This is a genomic window from Streptomyces sp. NPDC051664, assembly GCF_044453545.1.
In the GTDB taxonomy this organism is placed as follows: domain Bacteria; phylum Actinomycetota; class Actinomycetes; order Streptomycetales; family Streptomycetaceae; genus Streptomyces.
On record NZ_JBITCU010000005.1, the window covers coordinates 399,361 to 424,148 of the forward strand.

Consider the following 24,788-nt stretch of genomic DNA (forward strand, 5'->3'; position numbering starts at 1 on the left):
TCCTTCGCAAGCACAAGGGAACGGGCCCCCGAACGCGAGGCCCGTCGACTGACACCGACAAGCCTACGAAGGTCCCTCTGCGCCGCCACCGGGGTTCGGCCGCCCGGACCGTTCAGTTGCGTCGCTGTTACCCCGCCAGGCAGCGCCGCACCTGGCGTGCTTCCGAACCCAAGCCGCCGCATCATCCGGCACCACCCGCGCGCCGACGCCCCTGAGCGGTCGGTGCGTACCGGCCCGAGCTCCCTGGACCGCGGCCAGGTCGCCCGATCGGACGCACCCTTCCGGACCGTGGCCCGGTGCTGCCCGAGGCCGTGGCTGACCCGTCCCGACGACCCGGACCTTGACGCGAAGGCGGCTGAAGTCTGCGTGCTCCTTCTGGGCTGCCCTCCGCAGTCGGTAGCGCTGAGCGTGGACGGGGAGACCACCATGCCGGCTCGTGCACGCCGACACCCGAACCGGCGTCCACGTCCCGCGACACCGAGCACCGCGAGTTCTAAGAGATCCACGCGGTGCTGCACGGGCCTTTCCGGCGGATCTTGCTGCCCGCGCGCCAGAAACGGCTGGAATCTCCCCCAGGGGGAGGTCCTACCGTCCTGACCGACCGCACAGGCGATGCTTCGAAAGAGGTCTGTCATGACGACGTTTCTGCTGGTCCCGGGGCTTTTCATGGGTGGCTGGGCCTGGGAGGCGGTGGCCGCCGAGCTGACCGCGCAAGGGCACCGGGCGCTTCCGGTCACCTTGCCCGGCATGGCCGAGCGGGCGGGGGAGGACCCCGCCGACGTCGGGCTGGGCGAGCACACCGACGCTGTGGCGGCGCTGCTCGACGCGGAGGGCCCGGGAATTGTGCTGGTGGCGCACAGCTACGGCATCTTCCCCGCCCTCGCGGCGGCCGACCGGCGCCCCGGACAGGTCGCCCGGGTGGTGTTCGTGGACACCGGCTCCCCGGAGCCGGGTGAGTCGGTGGTGGCACAGATGCCGCAGCTCGGCCTGCTGGACCGCGCCCTCGGCGGCGTCATCCCGGTGCCCGAGGAGATCCCGGCGGTGCACGCCGTCCCGCCGGCGGAGCTGGAGCGCTACCACCGCCTGGCCACCCCGCACCCGGTCCGGACCGTCACCGAGCCGATCGAGCTGACCGGCGCCTGGCTCAAGCTCCCGACCACCGGGGTGTTCTGCCTCGCGAACGGCCTCAGCCTGGAGTTCGCCCGCACGCTGCACGGCACCGGCCTGCCGCGGTTCGCCAAGCTCGCCGAGCCCGGAGTCACCTTCTTCGAACTGGCCACCGGCCACTACCCGATGCTCTCCACCCCGGTGGAGCTGGCCGACGTCCTGGTGCGCGCGGCGGCCGGCGAGGGCCTCGGCCTGTACGAGGGCTGATCGTCCGTCGGCCAGGGGCTGATGAGCGTCATGGTCACCCACTTCAGCCGGGGGCCGGTGCTCGACGTGATAACCCGGTTGAGGCGCCGGCTCGGCGCCACGGTCGTGCTTCAGGAGGGTGTCGCCTTGACCCTCGGGGGCGGACGGTTGGGCGACCTGCCGGAGGATCTTCGAATGGCTGCGGAGGTCATCGACTTCTCCGGTGCCGCGATCCAGGCGGCGATCGACGTCATCGCTCGGGCCGCCACGTCAGCCGACTGGCTGAGGACTGCACTCACCGCGGATGCGGAGCCGTTCGGCAGCCACTATCGCTCCTGGCTCGCCGAGGTTCCCCAGGGCGTGTTTTGAACGTCCCGTCCGCCAGGCGACGCCATGCACGCACTCTCGCCGCACCGGCCGAAAGCCCAAGTGGATCCACTACGAGGGCTTCCGGCCGGCACGCCGAGAGCGCCCGGCATCCGAAGGATGAACCAAAGAGCCGAGGCGGAGCCGCGAAGCGGCGCAGTGCAGCTGACGCCGCGTGGCCCGCCCTTCGGGCGGACGACGCTACTTGCGAAACACGTTTCAGCGCGCGGCGAGCCGCTCCATCAGGGCGGCGCTGCGCGCCAGCACCTCCCGCTCCTCGCCGGTGAGCTCGATCTCGACGGCCTGGGCGAGCCAGCCGGCCCTGCGCCCGCGCTCCGCATCGAGAGCGGCCTGTCCCGCAGGGGAGAGCTCGACCAGGGCCTTGCGGCCGTCCGTGGGATGCGCCCGGCGGACGACCAGTCCCTGTTCCATGAGCAGCCCGACCGCACGGGCCATGGACTGGGGCCGTACGCGCTGATCCGCGGCGAGATCGCTGGTGGTCATGGCCCCGTCGCGATCAAGGGTGCCGAGCACGGAGATCTGGCCGTGCGGGATCCGATCCTCGTGCCTCACGCGCCGCGTGAGCTTACCCATCGCGGTACGCAGTTCGGTGGCTAGGGCGGCGGGTTCCGGGGTGGGCATAAGGAACTTTAACCGGTGATCACCAGCGAGACTGCGCCCCCTGTCTGTGCAGCTGAACTGAACAGCTTAACTGAACAGCATTGCTGTAGAGTCGGTGTTGTCGCGGCACGCGCCAGCGTTGTCGCAGCAGGGCCGCGGCGTGCGTCAACGCGAAGGACCTCCCATGGTTTCCAAGGCAGTTGAGTCCACCGTCATTCAGTCCGTCACCGCCCGCAGGGTCCTCGACAGCCGGGGCAACCCCACTGTCGAGGCCGATGTCCTACTCGTCGACGGGTCCCTCGGTCGCGCCGCAGTCCCGTCCGGCGCCTCGACCGGCGCACGGGAAGCCGTGGAGTTGCGTGACGGGGACCCCGGGCGCTGGCACGGCAAGGGCGTCGACCGTGCGGTCGCCCACGTCAACGGCGACATCGCGTCAGCGGTCATGGGGTGCGACGCCGACGATCAAGCGGGCCTCGATGCCGCACTCATCGCACTCGATGGTACGGCGGACAAGTCCCGCCTCGGCGCCAACGCACTTCTCGGCGTCTCCCTCGCCGCCGCCAAGGCCGCCGCGGCGGCCCACCGCCAGCCTCTCTACCGCTACCTCGGCGGTGTCGACGCCCGCCTTCTCCCGCTGCCGATGATGAACATCGTCAACGGCGGCGCCCACGCCGACAACCCGCTGGACTTCCAGGAGTTCATGATCGCTCCGGTGGGTGCGGAGACCTTCGCGGAAGCCGTCCGCATGGGTTCTGAGGTCTTCCACACGCTCCGTCGCGACCTGCTGTCCGCCGGGCACGCCACGGGCGTCGGCGACGAGGGCGGTTTCGCGCCCGCGCTGCGCACCGCGGAGGAGGCGCTCGACTTCGTCATGACAGCCATCGACCGCACCGGATACCGGCCCGGCACGGACATCGGACTGGTCATGGATCCCGCCTCGTCGGAGTTCTTCCAGGACGGTATGTACGTGTACGCGGGCGAGGGCGTGCGCCGCACGCCCTCCGAGCACGCCGAATACCTGACCAAGCTGATCGACGCGTACCCGATCGTCTCCATCGAGGACCCGATGGCCGAGGACGACCTGGACGGCTGGCGGGAGCTGACCGCCCGCGTCGGCGACCGCTGCCAGCTCACCGGCGACGACGTCTTCTGCACCAACGAGGATCTGCTGCGCGAGGGCATCCGCACCGGCGTCGGCAACTCCGTCCTGGTCAAGGTCAACCAGATCGGCACCCTGACCGAAGCCCTCGCCACGGTCGCCACCGCGCAGCGTGCGGGGTGGACCGTCGTCATGTCGCACCGCTCCGGCGAGACGGAGGACACCACGATCGCGGACCTGGCGGTCGCGACGGGCTGCGGCCAGATCAAGACCGGATCGCTGTCCCGGTCCGACCGTACGGCGAAGTACAACCAACTCATCAGGATCGAGGAGGAGTTGGGTGCATCGGCGCGGTACGCGGGCGGAGCGGTACTGCACCGTTCCTGACGAACTGCAATGCCTTTTGCAGGTCGCTCCGGCTTCCGTGGATTCCTGGAGCGTCGGCGACGGGTTGGCAGGCCGTCAGTCAGCGACGTGGCGGGGTGCCTTCTGCGGGATGCAGAAGAGCGCGAGGACGGCGGCCGCCAGGTAAGCGGCCGCGCCGATGGCCATGCTGGTCCTCAGTCCGGTGGTGAAGTCGGCAGCGGCGGCCAGTAGCGAGCCTCCCAGCGCGACGCCTGCAGCGCTGCCCACCTGGCGGGCGGTGTTGAACACGGCGGAGGCGGTGCCGGCGTACCTGTCGGGCGCGGCTGACATCGCGGTGGCGGTTGATCCGGTGAGGGCGAAGGACGTGCCGAAGCCCGCCGCCATCATCGGCGCCACGAGTAGCAGGTAGTCCGGGTTCGGTCCGGCGGCGGCCCAGCCTGCCAGGCCCGCCGACCCCAGGAGCATGCCCGTGACCACGAGCGGTCGGTGTCCGGTGGTGCCTGCCAGTCGTCCGGACAGGACGGAGGCAAACATTGTCATGGCCACCGCCGGAAAGAGGGCGATCCCGGTGCGCAGCGCGGTCAGGCCGCGGTGGTGCTGGAAGTACAGACTGGCGGTGAAGACCATGCCGTAGAAGGCGAAGTTGAACAGCAGGCCGATGGCCGCGCCCCCGCTCATCGCGCGGGAGCGCAGCAGCCACAGGGGCACCACGGGGGTGCGGGCCAGACGCTCGCGCAGGACGAACGCGGCGGCTGCCAGCACGCACAGGCCGGCCCCGGTGAGGATCAGTGGGTCCGCCCAGCCACGCCGTCCGGCCTCGTTCAGGACGGCGGTGAGCAGGGCCACCATCGCGATGAGCGCGCACTGGGCCGGCCAGTCCACGGGACGGTCCGGGCGCCGGGCCGAAGCGGGCACACGGCGCAGCGTCAGCAACAGGCAGGCGCATCCGACGGGCAGGTTGATGAAGAACACCCAGCGCCAGCCCAAGGTGGTGACCAGAAGGCCGCCCAGGAGCGGGCCCGCGCAGGCGGCGATGCCCGCCATCGAGCCCCAGATGCCGAAGGCCCGGGAGCGCTCGGCGGGTGAGGGATACGCCTGTAGGAGGAGGGCGAGGGAGCCGGGCACGATCAGTGCCGCACCGAATCCTTCCAACAGCCGGGCGGCGACCAGGGCCCCGGCACTCCGGGCCAGTCCGCAGCCGGCCGAGGCGGCGGTGAACACCACCACCCCGGTACAGAAGATCCGGCGGTTTCCCAGCCGGTCGCCCAGCGCCCCGCCGATGAGCAACAGGCCGGCGAAGACCAAGGTGTAGCCGTCCGTGATCCACTGGATCCCGGTGAGCGAGGCCGACAGTTCCCGTCCCACCACCGGAACGGCGACGTTGATGACCGTCACATCCAGGATGACCATGAAGTAGCCCGCGCACACCGCGAGAAGCGGGGCCAGGGACCGGCCCGAAGCCGCAGGCCCCTCCGGTCGATCGGCTCGGGGACTGCCGGCGCGCACCATGGCGACAGGGTATTCCTGGGACAAAAGCCTCCCGCGGCTTGAGCGGCCCAGCGGCGCGCCGAGCTCTCGGGCTGCAGTGCGTCTCAACGGCGCGCTTCAGGACCCCGAATGAGCTCCTTGAGACGGTCGAAGATCGTGACGTTCCCGGCATCGTCCCCGGTCGCGATGTCACCCGTGTGGAGCGCGTCCAGGTCGGCCGGTGGGGGCCGACCTGGACGTCATGATCAGACGAGGTCGAACCGGTCGAGGTTCATCACCTTGTCCCACGCCGCGACGAAGTCCTTCACGAACTTCTCCTTCGCGTCATCGCTCGCGTAGACCTCCGCGAGCGCGCGCAGCTCGGAGTTCGACCCGAAGACGAGGTCGGCGCGCGTGCCGGTCCACTTGATCTCGCCGGTGGCGTCGTCGCGGCCCTCGAAGGTGGTCGCGTCCTCGGACGTCGCCTTCCACGTCGTGCCCAGGTCGAGCAGGTTGGCGAAGAAGTCGTTGGTCAGCTTCCCGGGGGTCCCGGTGAGGACACCGTGCGAGGACTGCTGGTGGTTCGCGCCCAGGACGCGCAGACCGCCGACGAGGACCGTCAGCTCCGGAGCGCTCAGGGTCAGCAGGTTCGCCCGGTCGAGCAGCAGGTACTCGGCCGGCAGCCGGTTGCCCTTCCCGAGGTAATTGCGGAAGCCGTCCGCGTTCGGCTCCAGCGCGGCGAAGGACTCCGCGTCGGTGTGCTCGTCCGTCGCGTCGACGCGGCCCGGGGTGAAGGGAACCTGGACGTCGTGACCGGCGTCCTTGGCGGCCTTCTCGACGGCGGCGACCCCGCCGAGCACGATCAGGTCGGCCAGGGAGACGTTCTTGTCACCCGAGTTGAAGGCACGCTGGATGCCCTCCAGCGTGCGCAGGACCTCCGCCAGCTGGTCGGGGTCGTTGGCCTCCCAGCCGCGCTGCGACTCCAGTCGGATGCGCGCGCCGTTGGCGCCGCCGCGCTTGTCGCTGCCGCGGAACGTCGAGGCCGACGCCCACGCGGTGGAGACCAGCTGCGAGACGGTCAGGTCCGAGCCGAGGATCTTCGCCTTGAGGGCGGTGATGTCCTCGGCGCCGATGACCTCGCCCTCCGCCTCCGGCAGCGGGTCCTGCCACAGGAGGGTCTCTTCCGGGACCTCGGGGCCGAGGTAGAGCGACTTCGGGCCCATGTCACGGTGGGTCAGCTTGTACCAGGCCCGCGCGAAGGCGTCCGCGAACTCCGCGGGGTTCTCGTGGAAGCGGCGGGAGATCGGCTCGTAGATCGGGTCGAGGCGCAGCGACAGGTCCGTCGTGAGCATCGAGGGTGCGATCTTCTTCGAGGGGTCGTGGGCGGCGGGGACGGTGCCCTCGCCCGCGCCGTCCTTCGGCTTCCACTGGTTGGCGCCCGCGGGGCTCTGGGTCAGCTCCCACTCGTAACCGAAGAGGTTGTCGAAGAAGCCGTTGCTCCACCGGGTGGGCGTGGTGGTCCAGGTGACCTCCAGGCCGGAGGTGATGGCGTCGGCGCCCTTGCCCGTGCCGTACGTGCTCTTCCAGCCCAGGCCCTGCGCCTCGATCGGGGCGGCCTCGGGGTCGGCGCCGACGCTCTCCGCCGGGCCCGCGCCGTGGGTCTTGCCGAAGGTGTGACCGCCCGCGATCAGGGCGACCGTCTCCTCGTCGTTCATCGCCATCCGGCGGAAGGTCTCACGGATGTCGCGGGCCGCGGCGATCGGGTCCGGGTTGCCGTTCGGGCCTTCCGGGTTGACGTAGATGAGGCCCATCTGCACGGCGCCGAGCGGGTTCTCCAGCTCACGGTCGCCGGTGTAGCGCTCATCGTCGAGCCAGGTGGTCTCGGGCCCCCAGTACACGTCCTCCTCGGACTCCCAGACGTCCTCGCGGCCACCGGCGAAGCCGAACGTGTCGAAGCCCATCTGCTCCAGCGCGACATTGCCGGTGAGGATCATGAGGTCGGCCCAGGAGAGGCTCTGGCCGTACTTCTTCTTCACGGGCCACAGCAGGCGGCGGGCCTTGTCGAGGTTGCCGTTGTCCGGCCAGCTGTTGAGGGGGGCGAAGCGCTGCTGCCCGGCACCGGCGCCGCCGCGGCCGTCGCTGATGCGGTAGGTGCCCGCACTGTGCCATGCCATGCGGATCATGAAGGGGCCGTAGTTGCCGAAGTCTGCGGGCCACCAGTCCTGCGAGGTGGTGAGCACCTCGGCGATGTCCTGCTTCACGGCCGCGAGGTCGAGGGACTCGAAGGCTTCGGCGTAGTCGAAGTCCTCGCCGAGGGGGTTGGCCACGGCGGGGTTCTTGGCGAGGATCTTCAGGTTGAGCCGCTCCGGCCACCACTGGCGGTTTCCGCCGCCCTGGGTCGGGTGCGGGGCGCGCCCGTGCGCGACCGGGCAGCCACCTCCGGCCTCCGATTTTGCGTCGGTGACGATCGCATCATGGTTCTCAGACATGGGAATCCTTCCGGGCGGGGCGGATCTCGGTGCTCAGAGACTGCGGGTGGTGGAACAGTTGGGCACGGGCGTAGTCGACGTCGGCCTTGTCGATCGAGAAGATTTGGCCATCGCATGTGACAGGAGCAGGGGGCCTCGCCGACCGCGCAGTCGGCCTCGACGACGAGACGGTGCGCCCCTCGAACCGGGCCGGGTTTCCGGCCGGTTCGACGCGGCGTACGAGTCGCGCCGAAGTGAGCGCGTGGAGGGTCTTACGGACGTGAAGGGAGATACGGCCCACGCGATCGCGCACCCCGGCGGTGATCGTCTCGACGCCGAGGTGGTCACCGTCCTGGACGGCCTCAGGCAGCGCGACGCGGGCGGTTGTGACCCACAGGCTGGCACTGCGCAGCTCCTCGGGGGTGATCCGTCACGGCTCTTTCTCCTGCGGTACTGGAGTCTTCCTGTCCCTTGGCTATCAACGAAACCGATCCTACAATGGACAGAATCCAAGTCAAGAAGCGCGCCAAACCCATATCCAGCAGGAACCCGGACATGCGCCGGCAACTTCGGGTATCCACGAACCTGAACAGGTGAACCGATATGAGTGACCTGCTGGAGCGACTGCGACTGCGAGGGCGTGACTGGCGGATGACCTCCCAGCGGCGTGTCGTTGCGGAGGTCCTCGATGGTGAACACGTGCATCTCACGGCCGACGAGGTGCACGCCCGTGCGGTACAGCGGCTGCCCGAGATATCCCGGGCGACCGTCTACAACGCCCTGGGCGAACTGGTCGCTCTCGGCGAGGTCGTGGAGTTCTCCACTGACGGCCGCGCAAAGCGTTACGACCCCAATGCGCAGCACCCGCACCAGCACCTGGTGTGCTCCAGCTGCGGCATCATCCGCGATGTCCACCCGACCGGCGATCCGCTGACCGACCTTCCGGCGGAGGAGCGGTTCGGCTTCACGGTGTCCAAGGTCGAGGTCACCTACCGCGGGTTGTGTCCGTCGTGCGCCCCGGCCGTGTCTGATCATTGATCTTGTGGCGGGTCGTGGTACGTCGACGGACGGACGTGGCATGGAGCCGGACTGCGCCGTTGTTGCCGGTGGCTTGGCCGGGGGACGGCTGTGGACCATGCACTACGCGTAAGGTCGGCATGGTGATTGAGACCATCGTCTTCGACGTCGGCGAAACCCTCATCAGAGACGACCGGTACTGGCAGTCCTGGGCGGAGTGGCTCGACGTCCCACGGCACACCGTCAGCGCTCTCGTCGGGGCCGTCGTCACCCAAGGCCGCGACAACACCGACGCGTTGCGGATCCTCCGCCCCGACATCGACGTAGGCGCCGAGTACCGTGCGCGCGAAGCTGCCGGCCGGGGTGAGCACCTCGACGAGACGGACCTCTACCCGGATGTTCGGCCGGCCCTCGCGGGACTTCGCAAGCTCCGCGTCCGCGTCCTCGTCGCCGGGAACCAGAGCGAGAGGGCCGGCATCTTGCTGCGTGCCCTGGACCTGCCCGCGGACCTCGTCGTCACCTCGGCGGAATGGGGGGTCGCGAAGCCTGATCCGGCATTCTTCCAGCGGGTTCTGCAGGAGTCCGGTGCTGCTGCTCACAAGACGGTGTACGTCGGTGACCACCCTGTGAACGACGTCTTCCCCGCCAAGGCGGCCGGGCTGCGGGTTGCCCACATTCGCCGCGGCCCGTGGGGCAACTGGTGGGGTGACGACCCGGACGTCATTGCGGCTGCGGACTGGTGCATCAACTCGCTCACGGACCTGACCGCCATCGTCAGCGAGTGACGCAACCGGACGCCCCCACCTGAGAACTTGCGTTCAGATGGGGGCGTCCGTGTATCCGCGGCGCAGCCGCACAGCAGGTGCGGTAGGCAAACGCATCGCCCACCGGCGCAGCGTCGGCCGCCCCCGTACGGCTCGACAGCGTCTGCCCGGGGCGGCCGGTACGCGGGCGCCGATCCTGCGCGAGCCGCCTCGTGCGCCCGGCGCGGCTGAACCTCCGGACGTGGTGGAGGCGCCCGGTGGTGCCGATGCAGGTCGAGGGCCTTGGAGACCGGGGTTTTCACCGGCCGTCCGGATTTTGTCTCCCTGGCGGTCGGCTGCCGGTGGCCCGGTCAGGGCTACCGTGCGCGCATGCTGGTACCGGACGTGATCACCGACCCGCGCCGCTGCCGGTGGCTCGGGTTCGTGGGCTCGGTCGCGGTCGCGGTGGGCGGGCTGACTGCAGGGGCGTTGCCGGTGCGGGACGCGGTAGGGCCGTACGGCGGGCGACTGGGGCTCGCCGGTGCGTACTTCGGGCTGGTGCTGCTGGTCGCCGCGTGGTGGTGGCTGGGGCGAGCGGTGCGCGGGCCCGAACCACCGGGGGAGCGGTTCCTGTTGGTGACGCTGGGGATCTGGGCGGTGCCGCTGGTGCTGGGGCCGCCGCTGTTCAGCAGGGACGTCTACAGCTATCTGGTGCAGGGCACGATGGCCGCTGCGCACATGGACGTGTACGCACACGGCGCCGACCGGCTCGGCGGGCCGCTGGCCGCCGAGGTACCGCCGATCTGGCAGCACACGCCGACGCCGTACGGCCCGGTATTCCTGCTCGTGGCCAGGGCGGCGGTACCGCTCGGGATAGTCGGCATGCGGCTGGTGGCGCTGTCAGGCGTCGCCCTGATGATCGCCTTCCTGCTGGTGCTCGCTGGGCGCTGTGGCACCGACCGGTCGGCCGCGCTCTGGTTGGGCGCGCTCAACCCGCTGCTCCTGCTGCACCTCGTCGCGGGCGCGCACAACGACGCAGTGATGGTGGGGCTGCTCTGCGCAGGGCTGGCGGCGGCGTCCGGGCGGTGGCCGGTGACGGCCGCGGTGCTGGTCACACTTGCAGCGCTGGTGAAGGTGCCTGCGGCGCTGGGGCTGTTCGCGGTCGCGTCGATCTGGTCGTACCGGTTGCAGGGGCGCGCCAGGCTGGTCAGGACCGGACTTGCCACCCTTGCCGTCGCGGTGGCGACCACGGTGGCCGCCACCGCTGCCACCGGCACCGGCTACGGCTGGATCGGCGCCCTCGGCACCCCCGTCTCCGCCCACAACTGGTCCCTCACCGGTACTCTCGGGCGCCTCACCGGTGACGTGCTCGCCTGGCGCTTCCTCGGTGTCGCCGCGATCGCTGTCGTACTGCTCCTGGTCTGGCGCCACCGCCACGTGCTCGGCCCGGTGTACGCCCTCGGACTCGGCCTGGCCGCTGTCGCCCTGCTCGGCCCCGCGATCCGCCCCTGGTACGTGCTCTGGGCGCTGTTCCCTATCGCGGCCGCCGCACCGCGCGGCCGGGTGCGCCGCTGGGCCGCCGTCGGCAGTTGTGTGCTCGCCCTCGTCGTCCTCCCGGACGGTTTCGCCCCGGACGTAAGGCAGTTGGTGCTCGCGGTGAGTGGCGGCGGACTGGCGGTGCTGGCCCTGTTGACCTGGCGGGCAGCGGCCCGGCCGCAGGCCGCCGACGCCCCGGGAACGTTGCTGTGACCCGGTCGCAGCAACTCCTCCGCACGGTGGTCCCGGTCGTCGGCGCCGCGCTCTTCATGGTGACGGTGCCGTACTACCGGGGCTGGTTCGACCTGAACGTCTACTACGGGACCGTCGACGACTGGATCCGGCACGACGGCCGGATCTACGACTACCTGCTGCCCGGAACCGGATACGGCTTCACCTACCCGCCCTTCGCCGCCGTCTGCATGCTGCCCATGCTCCTGGTCGGGCACACCGGCGCGGTGGTGGGCGGCGTGCTGCTCAGCGCGGCCGCGTCCGTGCTGCTGTTGCATGGTCCGCTGCGCGAACTTCCCTTGGGGCGAGGCGGGTTGGTGGCGACCGCGTGCCTCTTCGTGATGCTGGAACCGGTGCGGGACACCTTCAGTCTGGGCCAGGTCAATCTGCTGCTGATGGCGCTGGTGTACGCGGACGGCGGGCGCGGCCGTTTCGCAGGCGTCGGCATCGGCCTGGCGACGGCGTTCAAGCTCACGCCTGGGATCTTCATCGGGTACTTGCTCCTCACCGGCCGCCGCCGGGCCGCTGCCGTCGCCATGGGTACGGCGGCGGCAGCGACCGTGATCGGTGTGCTGGCGGCGCCACGCGCGTCGTGGGTGTTCTGGACCCGGGCGCTGTGGGACACACACCGGGTCGGCGCCTTGGACTACGTGTCCAACCAGTCGCTCCAGGGCGCGCTGGCCCGGCTGGGCGCGGGCCGCCCGGTGTGGGTGCTGGCCGTGCTCGCGGTGCTCGTCCTGTGGGCGTCCCGAGTGCGCCGGGCGACCGCGGCCGGTGACGACGAGGCCGGGATGGCGCTCACCGGCCTGGCGGCATGCCTGGTCAGCCCGGTGACCTGGGTGCACCACCTGGTGTGGGCGGTGCCCGCCCTTGCGCTGCTCGTCAGATACGGCCATCGCGCTGTTGCCGCAGCCCTGTACGTGGTGCTGTGCAGCAGTGTTGTGTGGCTGTGGCGTGATGACGCGTCCGGCGTGGACGGTTTCCTCGGCGGGAGCGCGTACGTATGGATCTGCCTGGGTCTGCTGGCGCTGTGGCCGCAAGCGACGTCCCGGCTTCCGTCGTGCAGCCGAGCGGATGAACCGGGCCTGGAAGCAGCGCCCTGAGCCGGCCGGCTCGCCCTCGGGGCCACGTGCTCCTCGGTGGCCCCGGTCCGGCTGACGGGGACTTCGCGGCCGCTCCGCCTGCCGTGGGCCGGAACTCACGGTCGCACGACCCGCTTTCAGACCACCTTCGAGCGCACCAGGGCGCCGAGCACCAGCGCCCCGGGGATCAGCGGTAGCCATACCGTGATGATGCGGTAGCCCAGGACCACGGAGCCGGCGGCGGTGACCGAAGCCCCGGCGGCGACGAGAGCGACGACCAGCGCCGTGTCGACGGAGCCGATGCCACCGGGCGTCGGCACGGCGGCGGCCGCGATGCTGGCGGCGAGATATGCGATCGCGACATGGATCATGGGTACCGGTACGTCGACGGCCAGCGCGACCGCGACCAGTCCGGCGGCCTGCAGGACGGGGAAGGCCAATGAGCCGCCCCACAGGGCGAGCGCCCGGGCGGGCCTGGCATGCAGCGCACGCGCGTCGGTCAGAGCGGTGCCGAGAAAGGCGCCGATGACCCTGCGGAGCGGGCGTATGACGACCAGCGCGAGCACTGCCGTGCAGACCAGCCCGCCCGCCGCCCACACGAGCGGGAGGGCAGCCGCTTTCGGGACGAGGTCGTCCAGCCGGAGCGCGTCGGGGAAGGCGGTCAGAAGGGTGAGCAGGAGCACGACCCGGACCGCCGCCTCCGCCAGCAGGTACAACGCCAGTGCGGCCGAGGACCGGGGCTGCGGGATCCCGCAGCCCCTGAGGAAACGCAGATTGACCGCGCCCGCGCCCAATCCGGCCGGCAGGAGGTGGTTGGCGGCACCCGAGGCGAACTGGGTGGCGAACAGCCGTCCGGCGGGGAGCGGTTCGAGCACCGCGCCCTGACGCGCGAAGGACACCGCGACCCAGCCCAGCGCGGTGACTGCCAGCGCGGCCAGCAGCCAGTAGAGGTTGGCGCTGAGAAGGCCGCGGCCGCCGGAGGTGATGAGCGGCCAGTTCAGTGCCACCAGGACGCCGATGACAGTGATCGGGATCAGACAGGCGATCCGGCGCAGGAACGGCATGCGGGGTAGGGCCATCGGTCTCGGTCGTCCCTGCTCGTCGTGCACCCGTCGGGAGCGGGCTCGCCGATAGTGTCCACGGCGTGCACGACGTTCCGGCGTCGTGCGGCCGACGCCCGGTGGACGGGGCGGTGGCCGGGAGGGAGGCCGGAACCGCGTAGGCGGCGGTGGCTCCGGTCGTCGCCGGCCTGCCCCGGTGCCCGCCGGAATGCGGGTGGGGCCGCGACCACGTGCCCTGTCGGCGGTCGGATACCCCGGCCGACGGTTCCCTCGCACCACCCCACGGCCCACCGGCCGGAGGACGCACAACACGGCCCGGGAGCGACAACCGCGTGGCTCCCGGGCCGGGCACCGGACTCAGGCGGCCGTCCGGCCGCCCCCTGCGGTCGGTTACGCGAACGGGGCCATGAAGTCCTTCGGCGTCAGCGCCCGGTCCACGATGCGGGTGTCGCCGATCCAGCCGTAGAAGCTCTGGCCGAACTGCTCGGCGAACTGGGTGCCGCCGATGACGAACGGCTTCCCGAGCGTCGCGATGCCGGTGGCGGGCTGGGACGGGTTCCGGGCGATCTTCGACCCGTCGACGTACATCACCGTGCGGTGACCGTTGTTGACGACCGCGATGTGGGCCCAGCGGCCCACGGGCAGCGCATGGCTCCATGAAGTCGGGTCGGCGTCCTGGACGTGCGGGTAGAGCACGAACTGCAGGAAGCGCTCAGGCGTGACATTGAGGCTGCAGGTGGGCTCTTCCGTCGACCAGCCGGTGGTTTTTCCGGCGTCGCCGTTACGGCCCTCCCAGCTGGTGCCGGCACTGCCGGTTCCGCGGTGGCCGCGGGCACCGCGGCGTGCGGACTGCGTGCCCAGCACCGTGCCGGCCGCTCCGACCGCCGGTACGGCCAGCGCCGCCTGCAGCAGGCTGCGGCGACCCGGTCCGGGATGACTGGTTCTGCTCATGCGATCTCCCTGAACTACCCCCGTATGACAGCAGGGATGATGCTGATCGCTGATAGCCGGACGGTGAAGGTGGTCTAAACCAAAAGGGCCGGATGGCGGACGCCTTCGGGCGGGGAATGGCGGGCGGACAGCCACCGTGGGTGGGCGAACGGTGCGTACCGGGCATCCGAACGGTGCGTACCCGGCATCCGGCGGACGGCCGGGTGCCATCAGCCCTGCCGGGCGCAGGTGCCGGCCGGCCTACGGCGGAACGGCAGAGTGCGGGCAGGCCGCTGAGTCGGGCCGTCATGACTGCGAAGCCGAGAAGCTCCACCAGCCGACGTCGGCAAAGGGCCCGAGCACGGGGCCCTGACGAAGACGGCGGCCATACGCGCGGTGCCGGTGACCCTGCGCGTCGTCGCGGTGTTCGGTGATCTCCGGAGCGTGTATCGAAAGTGGATCAGTAGCTGGGCCGCATGGAGGGAAAGGGCCGGGCCGCGCGTCAGTTCCCGTCAGCCGGCCTTCCATCAGGCAGCATGCGGCCATGGCACAGAAGATGAGCGACGCCGAGTGGCGCGCATTCGTCATGTCCGGCACCCGAACCGGCAAGCTCTCCACCGTCCGTGCGGACGGCAGCCCGCACATCGCCCCCGTCTGGTTCCTGCTCGACAGCGACGAGCTGGTGTTCAACACCGGTCAGAACACGGTCAAGGGCCGCAACCTCGCCCGGGACGGCCGGGTCGCGCTGTGCGTGGACGATGAGCGGCCGCCGTTCGGGTACGCGGTGCTGCAAGGTCATGCGGAGTTCAGCGACGCCCTCCCGCAGGTCCGGGAGTGGGCGACCCGGATCGCGGCCCGATATGTGGGCGCCGACCGGGCAGAGGAATACGGCGCCCGCAACGGCGTCCCCGGCCAACTCCTCGTCCGGGTACGGATCGACAAGGTGCTCGCGATGTCGGGCATCATCGACTGAAGGACCGCTCTCGGGGTGGGCATCGCGGCGGCGTGTCGTGGTCAGTGGACGCCGTCGCCGGTGAGGATGCCCTTGTCCGGGACCGCGTCGGATTCCACGACGTTGTCCGGCCGGCCTTCTCGCCGATGGTCACCTCCCACACCACCTTCAGCCCCTCGTAGGTGGTTGCCCAGCGCCCACGTACCGATCTCCGACACGGGCCCGGTGGTCGATGTGGCCGCCCCGCCTGCCCGGGCACCGTGCCCGCCAGGCACCTCTTGGCCGGCTCACTCCCCGTGTATTGGCCGACCCTTCATCGCTTCGTCACCTGACGGCGTTCGGCCCGGTCGCCTCGCGATTCAACCTGATTGTGATGGGCATGCCAATCACAGTCGCGTGCCCCCGCCACGCGTCGACCAGGAGGACGCAGTGAAATACAGAGCACGGGCCCGCAAGATCTCGCTCGTCGTCGGCAGCGCCATCGCGCTGGTGATCGCTGTTCCCGGTAGCGCTCTCGCTGCCCCGCCCACCGCTCTGCCCGCGAACGCGGACGGACTGGAGCAGACGTTCCAACCAGCCTTCGACTACGACACGGACGGCTGCTACCCCACTCCCGCCATCGGCCCCGACGGGACCATAGCCCCCGGCCTCAACACCACCGGGGCCGTCAACGGTCAGTGTCGTGACTCCTGGGACCTCGACAACACCAACGGATACGCCCGCTACAAGTGCAACAACGGCTGGTGCGCCATCATGTACGGACTCTATTTCGAGAAGGACCAGGCCGTGGCCGGCAGCGGGCTCGGCGGGCACAGGCACGACTGGGAGCACGTCGTGGTGTGGGTGCAGGACAACGAGGTCCGCTACGTATCCACCTCCGCCCACGGCAACTTCAACGTCTACGGCCGTGACCAGATCCAGTGGGACGGAACGCATCCCAAGGTCGTCTACCACAAGGACGGCGTGAGCACGCACTGCTTCCGGCCCGCGAATTCGGGTGACGAGCCGCCGGAGAATCACTACCACGCGTGGCAGTTCCCCAGCCTGGTCGGCTGGAACGGCTTCCCCGCGGGCCTGCGGGACAAGCTGAGTCAGGCCGACTTCGGTAGCGCCGTCTTCGGCCTCAAGGACGGCAATTTCAACTACCACCTCGAAAAGGCCAAGCCGGCCAACATCTCATTCGACCCCAACGCCTGACGGGCGGGCGGGGGCAGATCCTGACCGACGCGCTCCAGAACCCCAACGGTGAGTAGGGACGGGCGGGCGTCGGCGGCGGTGGGGCCGGCCGCGGAAGTGGCGGGCCCCACCGCAGACGCTACGCGTGTGTCACGGTTCGCGCGCTGTTGTATCCCTCGGTCAGCAGCGCGGGCCGCCCCGACCGCAGCGCCTCCGCGGGCCAGGAGAGCGTCACCGTGCGCGACTCCCCGGGCAGCAACCACACGTAGTTGTCGCTGTAGAGCGTCGGCAGCACGCGCCCGCCGTCGTCGGCGTCCAGCAAGGACAGCCGCACCATCGATGCGACCGCCGAGCCCCGGTTGCGTATGGTCGCGGTCATCGTGCGGCGCGTCCCCGACCGGGAGACGTGGCCGAGGTCGGCGGTGACCTTGACGGTCCTGGCCTTGTTGAGCGCCTTCATGTCGGCTGTCTCGCGGTAGCGCCAGTACGTGTTCTCCGACAGGGTTCTGCCACGGCTGTCCTCCAGGGTCAGCCGCAGTAGGTGCAGGCCGGGCAGATCCTTCCCGAAGGCGGCCGTGAACGCCGGTGCCGTGCCCGAGGAGGCGACATCCACCTTCGTACGGTGGGTGGACCCGAGCTGCCGCCCGTTCAGGTCGAAGAGCCGGGCCGTGACGGTCACAGCCTTCAGGCCGCGCGCCGTGTGGTTGACCGCGACGACCTCCCACTTCTGCGGGTCGGCCTGCACATGGACGGCCTCGCAGGCCTTGCGCGCCCCGTAGTAGGTGCCGTTGACATCGAAGTCGTAGTCGTAGGTCTGCCATACGGTGCTGTGCCAGGCCGGGTGGGACATCCAGAGCATCAGGCCGCTGGCGTCCTTCCACAGATTGGCGTTCCAGGCCTCGAACATCGCCCGGGTGTTCTCGTAGTTGACGAACTGTGCCTTACGCGCGAAGTCGTCCAGGCCGTCGGCCGTGTCGAGTCGGGCCTCGATTGCGGCACGGTAGTTCTGCGGAGCCTGGTTCCCCCTGGTGCTCCAGTCGTGGTAGTACCACGCGTCACCGATCGGCCACTCGGGCTCGTCGCCGACGAGGCTGCGCATGCTCTCCGCAGTGGACACCACGGGCATGCCGATCTCGGTGTGGAAGCCGAAGTGGCCGCCTCCGTAGGTGGACCGGGAGAAGTAGCGTTCCGGCTCCACCCAGCCGTAGGGGCCGCCGCCGGAGATGATGCCGCCGGCCGAGTTGTTCTGGTAGAAGACACCGGGGGCGTCCGACCGGACTGCCTCGCGCATGCCGGTGTCGATCGCCGCGGGCGGGTTGCCCTCGTTGGCACCGCACCAGACGACGACGCAGGGGTGGATACGGTAGCGCCGTACGGTGTCCCGTGCCAGGCTGTTGAAGGCGTCGTGGTCCGGTGGGTCCATGGCCCACGCGTTCGGGAAGTCGTTCCACACGAGCATTCCGTACGCGTCACAACTGGCGAAGAACTCCTCCCTGTTGCTGCTGCCGAGCCAGTTGCGGATCATGGTGAAGTTCATGTCCCGGTGCATCCGCACCGCCGTGTCCATCCGCTCGGCGGGCATCCGGCGCAGCAACTCGTCCCAGCCCCAGTTGCCGCCCCGGCAGAAGATCCGCACGCCATTCACGCTGATCTTCAGCGGTTCCGGGGTGTTGTCGACGGACTTCACGTCCGTCCAGGTGTCCCCGTCGTCGGAGATCTGGACGGCGTACGTCTTGGGGTAGGCCGACTCCCACACGACGACGACGCGGTCGAAGGAGACGGACGCGCCGAGGTCCACCTGGATCCACTGGTTGTCCTCGTACGCTGAGGACCAGCGAGTGTCGGGCTTGCCGTCGGTGGCGTTCTGCGCCGTGTTGGAGCCGTCTTCCGTCGAGGCGGTGGCGGTCCTGTGCAGGGCCAGGTCGGTGCCGGGCGTCCCGCTGTCGACCACCGACAGGCTCCACAGCGACGTCCCCCAACTTGTCGCCCGCTCACCGCCGTTGAGCCGCACATACCGTGCCGTGCGGTGGCCGAGATCCACGCTCTGCAGGCTCGCGTTGGCGTTCTGGAACGGCAGCGGCACCGCTGAGTTGTCGACGGACTCCGCATCTGTCCAGGTGTCGCCGTCGGCGGAGATCTGCACCACGTACGTCTTGGCGTACGCCTGCTCCCAGGCGAGCTCCACCCGGTCGAAGGAGACCGACTCGCCGAGGTCCACCTGGATCCACTGGTCGTCCTCGAACGCCGACGACCATCGCGTCTTCGCGTCCCCGTCCGTGACATTGGCGGCTTCGTGGCCCGGCTCGTCCACGGTCGAGGCGGTGGCGGTCCTGTGCAGGGCCAGGTCGGTACCGGGCGCGGCGCTGTCGATCACCGAGAGGCCCCACAGCGACGAACCCCAGTCCGTGGTGCGGGTCAGGCACCTGATCCGCACGTACCGCGCCTTTCTGGGACCCAGTTCCACCGACTGCGTGTAGGAGTTGGTCCCGCCGTCGAAGGGCAGCGGCACCGCGTACTCGTAACCGAACTGGCGGATGCCGAAGCGTGTGGTGCGCCGGTCACTCTCCTCGCCGTCGACCGATGCGACGAGCGTGAGGTCGTGCAGGGCCGGCTCGCCGTAGCCGTTGGGCCACCACAGCTCGGGGTTGCGCAGCCGCAGCTGCGCGTGGTCGGAGGGCGCGAAGATCACGTCGGTGCTCTCACCACCCGGCACGGTGACGGTCCGCGAGACCCGCACGTCGTCGAACGACGCGGTGACCGTCACGCGCCGCTCGGCGGAATCGGCGTTGCGCACCGGCACCACGATCGTCACCTCGGCAGTGCCGGTGTCGGGCAGGTGGGGGAGCGTGGTGTCGACCCGCGGGTCGCCGATGACCGCGTGCCCCGTCGAGCGCAGCCGCACATGGTTCCAGATGCCGGAGACGCGGTCGCGTACGGCCGGCATCCAGTCCCAGCCGGAGGCGGCCAGGTACGTGGGCGAGTTGCGGTTCATCATGGTGGCACCGGCGTCCACGAAGGCCAGGCCCGCCTCGCTCTTGTCCCCGGGGCTGCCGGGGAAGGGCATCGGTGTGATCCGTACGGCCAGCGCCTGCTCGCCGCCGGACGCCAGCAGGCGCGTCACATCGTGGGCGGAGCGGGCGAAGGGGTACGTCAGGCCGCCCACCTGCTTCCCGTTGAGCCAGATGTCGGCCTTGTGGTTGACGCCGTCGAACTCCAGCCAGACATGGCGCCCCGAGCCGGTGCGCAGGCCGCGCGGCAGACGGAAGCCGCGCCGGTACCACCACGCGTGGCGCGACAGGGCCTCCGGGATGTGGAGGTTGTTCATCCCCGAGACCGGGTCGGGCAGGTGGCCCTGGTCCACGAGGGAGCCGAGCACCGTACCCGGCACGGTCGCGGGCAGCCAGCGGCTGGTGTCCACCGAGGGCAGGGACAGTTCGGCGCCCTCGGCGCCGGCCCAGTCGTCCATCGTCAGGGTCCAGCCCGACTCCAGCGCGACCGTACCGTCGCCGGCGACCTTCAGCGCGGGTGCCTCGTGGTTGTGCGTGCCCCAGTCGGTCCACCCGGTGGCGGCGGGCCGGTGGCCCTTGGCCGTGCCGTACACCTCGAAGCCGTTGAGACCCAGCGGGTTGGAGTTCGACCTCTTCGTCACGGTCATCCGCACCCAGCGTGCTGTGGAGGGACTTTCCAGCTCGATCTCCACCACCCCGCCGACGCCGGAGGCGGTCCGGTACACCGTGGTCCACACACGGCGGTCCCGCGACGTCTCGATGGTGAACGCCACCGCGCAGCTGGACAGGATCTCCCGGCCGGTCGTGCTGTCACGCGGATTGCCGCTGGTGGACGGCGTGAAGACGGGGTCGTCCTTGGTGGCTTCGAACGTCAGCCGCAGCGAGTCGACCTCGCACTCGGACTGGAGGTCGACGGAGATCCACTGCGGGTCGCCGCCGGCGGCGCGCCACCCGCTGCCCTTCACGCCGGTGGAGTTGAGCCTGTCCACCACGAACTCACCCGGTGTGGGGGCGTAGTCGACCGACGACACCTCGACCGGGCGGTACACGGCGAGTTCGCCCCGGGAACGGGTTGCGCCGCCGGTGGAGATCGCGGACCCGGCCGCGTGGCTCGTACCGGGGAGCGCGACCCCGAGCCCGAGGCTTGCGAGCAGTGTGGAGCCGGTCGCGACAACCGTTCTGCGGGAAGGGAGAGATGACTGGTCAGGCATGAGTGACGTAATCCGTTTCAGGTGAATCCCTCAAGAGCAGGCGGCCTGCACGGCCCGCCTGACAACGTTGCCATAGGCTGTAATCCGGTGAGGATTCTGTCAAGAGTCGGCAGGATGTCCGGTTCATGGAATCTGGGAGACCGGCCCGATCTGCTCGGCGGTGCGGGCGGTGCGGGCGGTGCGGGATATGGGATTTGCCAGAACCTCGGCCGCGGTGGCGACGTCCCGGGCGGTCGGCAAAGAGGTGCGTCCGGTTGCCGTGCGGGTCGTCAGGTCGGCCCATGGGGCGTGGCCGGTGGGCAAAACGCTCCCCGGGAGTCCGTTTTTAAGTTAATTAGCAATTAATGTTGACAGGTTTCGGGGGCCCGACCACAGTTTCCGCCGTGGCACCCGACGCCCTGCGCGATCGCCGGGCGGGGTTGCCTCATGGACCCCAACTCTCGGGAGATTTCAGTGACTTCGCATCGTGCAGGGATGGCGCGAGTGCGGCGTACCGTGGTCGTGCTCGGCGCCGTGGTGCTGATCGGGACAGCAGTTCCCGCGGCGCAGGCCGCGGACGACCAGGGTGCGCCGCAGTACTACGACAGCGGCCTCGCCCCCACGCCGTACATGGGATGGAACACGTACTACGGGCTCGGCGCCCCGACGGAGGACCAGGTCAGAAAGGTCGCCGACCACCTGGTCGGCAGCGGGCTGCGCGACAGCGGCTACAACATCGTCTGGCTGGACGGCGGCTGGCAGGCGGACGCCCCGCGCGACGCGGCGACCGGCCGGCTCGTGGCCAACCCCACGCGTTTCCCCTCGGGGATTCCGGCGCTGGTGGCCTACCTTCACCAGCGGGGCCTGAAGGCCGGGATCTACACCGACGCAGGCACCTACGACGGCGGCAAGAGCTGTGGGCTGGGCAGCCGCGGTCACTACGAGCAGGACGCCCGTCAGTTCGCCGGGTGGAAGGTCGACGCGATCAAGGTGGACTTCCTGTGCGGGATCGGCGAAAGGCTCGATCCCGGACCGGCTTTCAAGGAGTTCAGCGACGCCGTGGCCAAGTCCGGGCGGCGGATGCTGCTCAACCTGTGCAACCCGCTCACCGACGACTGGGGTCTGCCGCACACCCCCGAGCAGGACGCGCACAACGCCTTCGTCTACGGGCCGACGACCGCCGATTCCTGGCGCACCGGCACCGACATCGCCTGGGGCGCCCCGACGGCGGGGGAGTGGCCCAACATTCTGCGCAACATGGACGCCAACGCCTGGCACCCCGAGGCTCAGGGGCCGGGCCACTACAACGACCCCGATTACCTCATCCCCATGCGCAAGCTCGCCGAGGGGGGCTATGAGCTGTCGGAGGAGGAGTCCACCACGCAGTTCGTGATGTGGGCCGAGATGGCCTCACCGCTGGTGCTGGGCAGCGACCCGCGCGCCCTGCCGCAGTCCATGATCGACACCCTGCGCAACCCCGAGATCATCGCCGTGGACCAGGATCCGCTCGGCATCCAAGGCGTGCGCGTGGCGACCGACTCCGTCGGCGACGTGTACAGCAAGGTGCTGAAGGGCGCCGGGAAGCGCGCGGTCGTCCTGCTCAACCGCTCCGACCAGGCGCAGGAGCGTACCGTGCGGTTCTCCGACGCCGGTCTGAACGGCCCGGTCGCGGTGCGCGACCTGCGGGCCCGTGCGGCCCGGGGTACGCACACCGGCTCGTACACGGTGTCGGTGCCCGCGCACGGCACCGCCTTCCTCAAGCTGACGGGTACGGACGACGCCCCCGGCACACAACTGCCCGGGCGGTCGTCGGCGAGCCCGGCGCTGGTGCGCGACGGCGACCGGCTGATGGTCTTCACCCGCGGCACGGACGGCGCCCTGCGCGCGCAGACCGCGCGCGGCGGCGACCGGTCGAGGGCCGCGACCACCGATCTGGGCGGGCCGACGCACGGCCGCATCCTCGGCCAGCCTGCCGCCTACGCCTCGTCCGGTGGCCGGATCGACGTCTTCGTCCGCGGCACGGACGACACCGCCTACCGGCGGGTGTACGCCGACGGACGCTGGGGGCGCTGGCAGAGCCTGGGCGGGACGCTGACGGACGCGCCGACCGCGGCCTTCGCCGCCCCGGACGACTGGACGCTGTTCGCGCGCGGCGCGGACGGCAGCATGCGGTCGCGCGGCCCCGCTTCCGGCTGGACATCGCTGGGGGCGCCGCAGGACCGTCCGTTCTCCGGGCGGCCGTCGGCCGTCATCGATGACGCCGGGCGGCTCCACGTGGCCGTACGTACCGCTGACGACGCGGTGTGGTGGCGGACCCGCGACACTTCGGGGACCTGGTCGTCGTGGACCGTGCTGGGCGGCACGACCAGCGGCAGTCCGACACTGGTCGCCTCCGGCGGCACGGTGCACCTGTACGCGCGGGCCGGTGACTACACGCTGTGGCAGCGCAGTTGGACCGCGGCGGACGGCTGGGCCGGCTGGACCCCGCAGAACGACTTCGTGAGCGGTGTCTTCGACGGCGCGCTCGGTGCCGCCGCCGGGCCGGACGGCGGCGTACTGGCCGCATTCCGCGGGGTGGACGGCCGCGTCCACCAGAGCGAGCTCTGAGCTCCGCCTCACCTGCTCCGTCCCGTTCCATCAGCTCCACCCTGCTCCACCTGGTGTGCCTCCGGGCCGTACATGGTCCGGAGGCACACCCTCCGAAGAATAAATTAGTAATTAATCTTGACGGCGCTCTGACCTCTGCGACAGGCTGTGTCTGCCGCACCCAGAGCCGGGCCGTCAGGGGGCCTCAACTCCGTTCCGTGGGCACATAGGGAGTGCACAGATGACCGCCTTCAACGCCACCCGCCGCAAATTCATCGTAGGGGCAGGCGCCGTCGGCGCCGGCACGCTCCTCAGCGGCTGCGTCACCCAGAGTCCGTCCGCCACCGGAGGAAAGTCCGGCGGCCCGGTGACTCTGCAGTCCAACCTCTCCTCCCCGCAGGCCAAGACGGCCATGAAGGCGATCACCGCCGCATTCGACAAGCGCGGGGACGCCAAGGCGCAGCTCAACACCGTCGCCTCGGAGACCTTCCGCACCCAGCTGCCGACCTACCTCACCTCGGCCACCCCGCCGGACGTCTACACCTGGTACCCCGGGTCGGTCGCCGAGTCGTATGCCAAGAAGGATCTGCTCCTCGACATCAGCGACATCTGGGAGAAGCCGGAGCTCGCCGGCTACTCCGACGCGCTGAAGAAGCTGTCCACCTCCGCCTCCAGCGGCAAGAAGGTCTTCGTACCCACCAGCTACTACTGGTGGGGCATGTTCTACCGGAAGTCCAACTTCGCCAAGTGGGGCGTGCAGGAGCCGAAGACCTGGGACGAGTTCCTCGACCTGTGCGACAAGCTCAAGAGCAAGGGCGTCGCCCCGATCGGCCTCGGCGCCGGCGGCGACACCCCGTGGGTGGCCTCCGCCTGGTTCGACTACCTCAACATCCGCGTCAACGGCGCGACGTACCACCGCGAACTTCTCGCGGGCAAGCACCGCTTCGACGACCCCGAGGTCCGTAAGGTCTTCGACCGCTGGGACGAGGCCCGCCCCTTCTTCGACCCCAACGGCACGGCGATCCCCTTCCAGGACGCCACCACCGCGCTGCTCCAGGGCCGTACGGGCATGATGCTGATCGGCACCTTCTTCGCCGACGCCGCACCCAAGGACGCCCTCGGCGACCTGGACTTCTTCCAGTTCCCCATCATCGACCCGAAGATCCCGGTGGCCGAGGAGGCTCCCACCGACGGCTACTTCGCCAGTGCCCGCACCAAGCGCACCGACGGCGTCAAGGAACTCCTGCGCTACCTGGCCACCGCCGAGTCCCAGGAGATGTACCTCAAGAGTTCCTCGGGCACCACGCTGCCGACCCACCCCGACGCCAAGGACAGCGGCACGCCCCTGGTGCTCAAGGGCCGCAAGCTCATCGAGGGCGCCGCCGACCTCACCCAGTTCTTCAACCGCGACTCCAGCGACGCCCTCCAGCCGACCGCCGACACGGCGCTGGTCCACTACCTGGCCAAGCCCAAGCAGATCGGCTCGATCCTCACCACCTGGCAGCGCGGCGCCCAGAAGATCTGGAGCCAGTGACC

The 24,788-nt window shown here is 70.1% G+C and carries 17 protein-coding genes; 11 read left to right on the top strand and 6 right to left on the bottom strand.

Annotated elements, in window-relative coordinates:
• The first annotated feature begins 633 nt into the window (after positions 1-633).
• Entirely contained in the window at positions 634-1,374 is a 741-nt protein-coding gene (locus ACIA8E_RS13175) for an alpha/beta fold hydrolase (protein WP_399297453.1), read from the top strand.
• A gap of 21 nt (positions 1,375-1,395) precedes the next feature.
• Positions 1,396-1,722 carry a hypothetical protein gene (locus ACIA8E_RS13180; RefSeq protein ID WP_399297455.1) on the top strand — a complete coding sequence of 109 codons (327 nt, stop codon included), beginning with the start codon at positions 1,396-1,398 and terminating at the stop codon, positions 1,720-1,722.
• Between the two features lie 216 nt (positions 1,723-1,938).
• Here the strand turns inward: ACIA8E_RS13180 and ACIA8E_RS13185 are convergent, their stop codons facing one another.
• The gene (locus ACIA8E_RS13185) at positions 1,939-2,361 is read right to left on the bottom strand and encodes a MarR family winged helix-turn-helix transcriptional regulator (protein WP_399297457.1); all 423 of its coding nucleotides are present in this window, start codon (positions 2,359-2,361) and stop codon (positions 1,939-1,941) included.
• 163 nt (positions 2,362-2,524) lie between these two features.
• On the opposite strand from ACIA8E_RS13185, the gene eno reads away from it, so the two are divergent.
• The gene (gene eno, locus ACIA8E_RS13190) at positions 2,525-3,826 is read left to right on the top strand and encodes a phosphopyruvate hydratase (protein WP_399297459.1); all 1,302 of its coding nucleotides are present in this window, start codon (positions 2,525-2,527) and stop codon (positions 3,824-3,826) included.
• Between the two features lie 75 nt (positions 3,827-3,901).
• Here eno and ACIA8E_RS13195 read toward each other — a convergent pair whose 3' ends face one another.
• Positions 3,902-5,314 (bottom strand): MFS transporter, encoded by a 1,413-nt coding sequence (locus ACIA8E_RS13195; protein WP_399297461.1) that lies wholly within the window; start codon positions 5,312-5,314, stop codon positions 3,902-3,904.
• Between the two features lie 224 nt (positions 5,315-5,538).
• Positions 5,539-7,761, bottom strand: a complete 2,223-nt coding sequence (gene katG / locus ACIA8E_RS13200) for a catalase/peroxidase HPI (protein WP_399297463.1) — start codon at positions 7,759-7,761, stop codon at positions 5,539-5,541.
• A gap of 582 nt (positions 7,762-8,343) precedes the next feature.
• On the opposite strand from katG, the gene ACIA8E_RS13205 reads away from it, so the two are divergent.
• From ACIA8E_RS13205 to ACIA8E_RS13220, 4 genes are all read left to right on the top strand, one after another.
• Positions 8,344-8,778, top strand: a complete 435-nt coding sequence (locus ACIA8E_RS13205; protein ID WP_399297465.1) for a Fur family transcriptional regulator — start codon at positions 8,344-8,346, stop codon at positions 8,776-8,778.
• A gap of 119 nt (positions 8,779-8,897) precedes the next feature.
• Complete coding sequence (locus tag ACIA8E_RS13210; protein ID WP_399297467.1) at positions 8,898-9,542, top strand: HAD family hydrolase; 645 nt, start codon at positions 8,898-8,900, stop codon at positions 9,540-9,542.
• 348 nt (positions 9,543-9,890) lie between these two features.
• Positions 9,891-11,249: a polyprenol phosphomannose-dependent alpha 1,6 mannosyltransferase MptB gene (gene mptB / locus ACIA8E_RS13215; protein WP_399297469.1), complete on the top strand. Its 1,359-nt coding sequence runs from the start codon at positions 9,891-9,893 to the stop codon at positions 11,247-11,249.
• A complete protein-coding gene (locus ACIA8E_RS13220) occupies positions 11,246-12,370 on the top strand; it encodes a glycosyltransferase 87 family protein (protein WP_399297471.1) in 1,125 nt (374 codons plus the stop codon). Before mptB ends, ACIA8E_RS13220 begins: the two co-directional genes overlap by 4 nt.
• Before the next feature lie 116 nt (positions 12,371-12,486).
• On the opposite strand, the gene ACIA8E_RS13225 is transcribed toward ACIA8E_RS13220, so the two are convergent.
• Both ACIA8E_RS13225 and ACIA8E_RS13230 read right to left on the bottom strand, forming a co-directional pair.
• Positions 12,487-13,428: a YbhN family protein gene (locus ACIA8E_RS13225; protein ID WP_399297473.1), complete on the bottom strand. Its 942-nt coding sequence runs from the start codon at positions 13,426-13,428 to the stop codon at positions 12,487-12,489.
• Positions 13,429-13,800: 372 nt separating this feature from the next.
• The gene (locus ACIA8E_RS13230; protein ID WP_399297475.1) at positions 13,801-14,361 is read right to left on the bottom strand and encodes a LamG-like jellyroll fold domain-containing protein; all 561 of its coding nucleotides are present in this window, start codon (positions 14,359-14,361) and stop codon (positions 13,801-13,803) included.
• A 523-nt stretch (positions 14,362-14,884) separates the two neighbouring features.
• Here ACIA8E_RS13230 and ACIA8E_RS13235 point away from each other — a divergent pair.
• Together ACIA8E_RS13235 and ACIA8E_RS13240 are read left to right on the top strand one after the other, a co-directional pair.
• Positions 14,885-15,313: a PPOX class F420-dependent oxidoreductase gene (locus ACIA8E_RS13235; protein ID WP_399297477.1), complete on the top strand. Its 429-nt coding sequence runs from the start codon at positions 14,885-14,887 to the stop codon at positions 15,311-15,313.
• A 408-nt stretch (positions 15,314-15,721) separates the two neighbouring features.
• A complete protein-coding gene (locus ACIA8E_RS13240) occupies positions 15,722-16,489 on the top strand; it encodes an NPP1 family protein (protein ID WP_399297479.1) in 768 nt (255 codons plus the stop codon).
• A 118-nt stretch (positions 16,490-16,607) separates the two neighbouring features.
• Here the strand turns inward: ACIA8E_RS13240 and ACIA8E_RS13245 are convergent, their stop codons facing one another.
• Positions 16,608-20,687, bottom strand: coding sequence for a discoidin domain-containing protein (locus tag ACIA8E_RS13245; RefSeq protein ID WP_399297481.1), 4,080 nt, complete (start codon positions 20,685-20,687; stop codon positions 16,608-16,610).
• Between the two features lie 474 nt (positions 20,688-21,161).
• Between ACIA8E_RS13245 and ACIA8E_RS13250 the strand changes: the two genes are divergently transcribed.
• The gene (locus ACIA8E_RS13250) at positions 21,162-23,273 is read left to right on the top strand and encodes a glycoside hydrolase family 27 protein (protein ID WP_399297483.1); all 2,112 of its coding nucleotides are present in this window, start codon (positions 21,162-21,164) and stop codon (positions 23,271-23,273) included.
• A gap of 220 nt (positions 23,274-23,493) precedes the next feature.
• A complete protein-coding gene (locus ACIA8E_RS13255) occupies positions 23,494-24,786 on the top strand; it encodes an ABC transporter substrate-binding protein (RefSeq protein WP_399297485.1) in 1,293 nt (430 codons plus the stop codon).
• Positions 24,787-24,788: the final 2 nt, after the last annotated feature.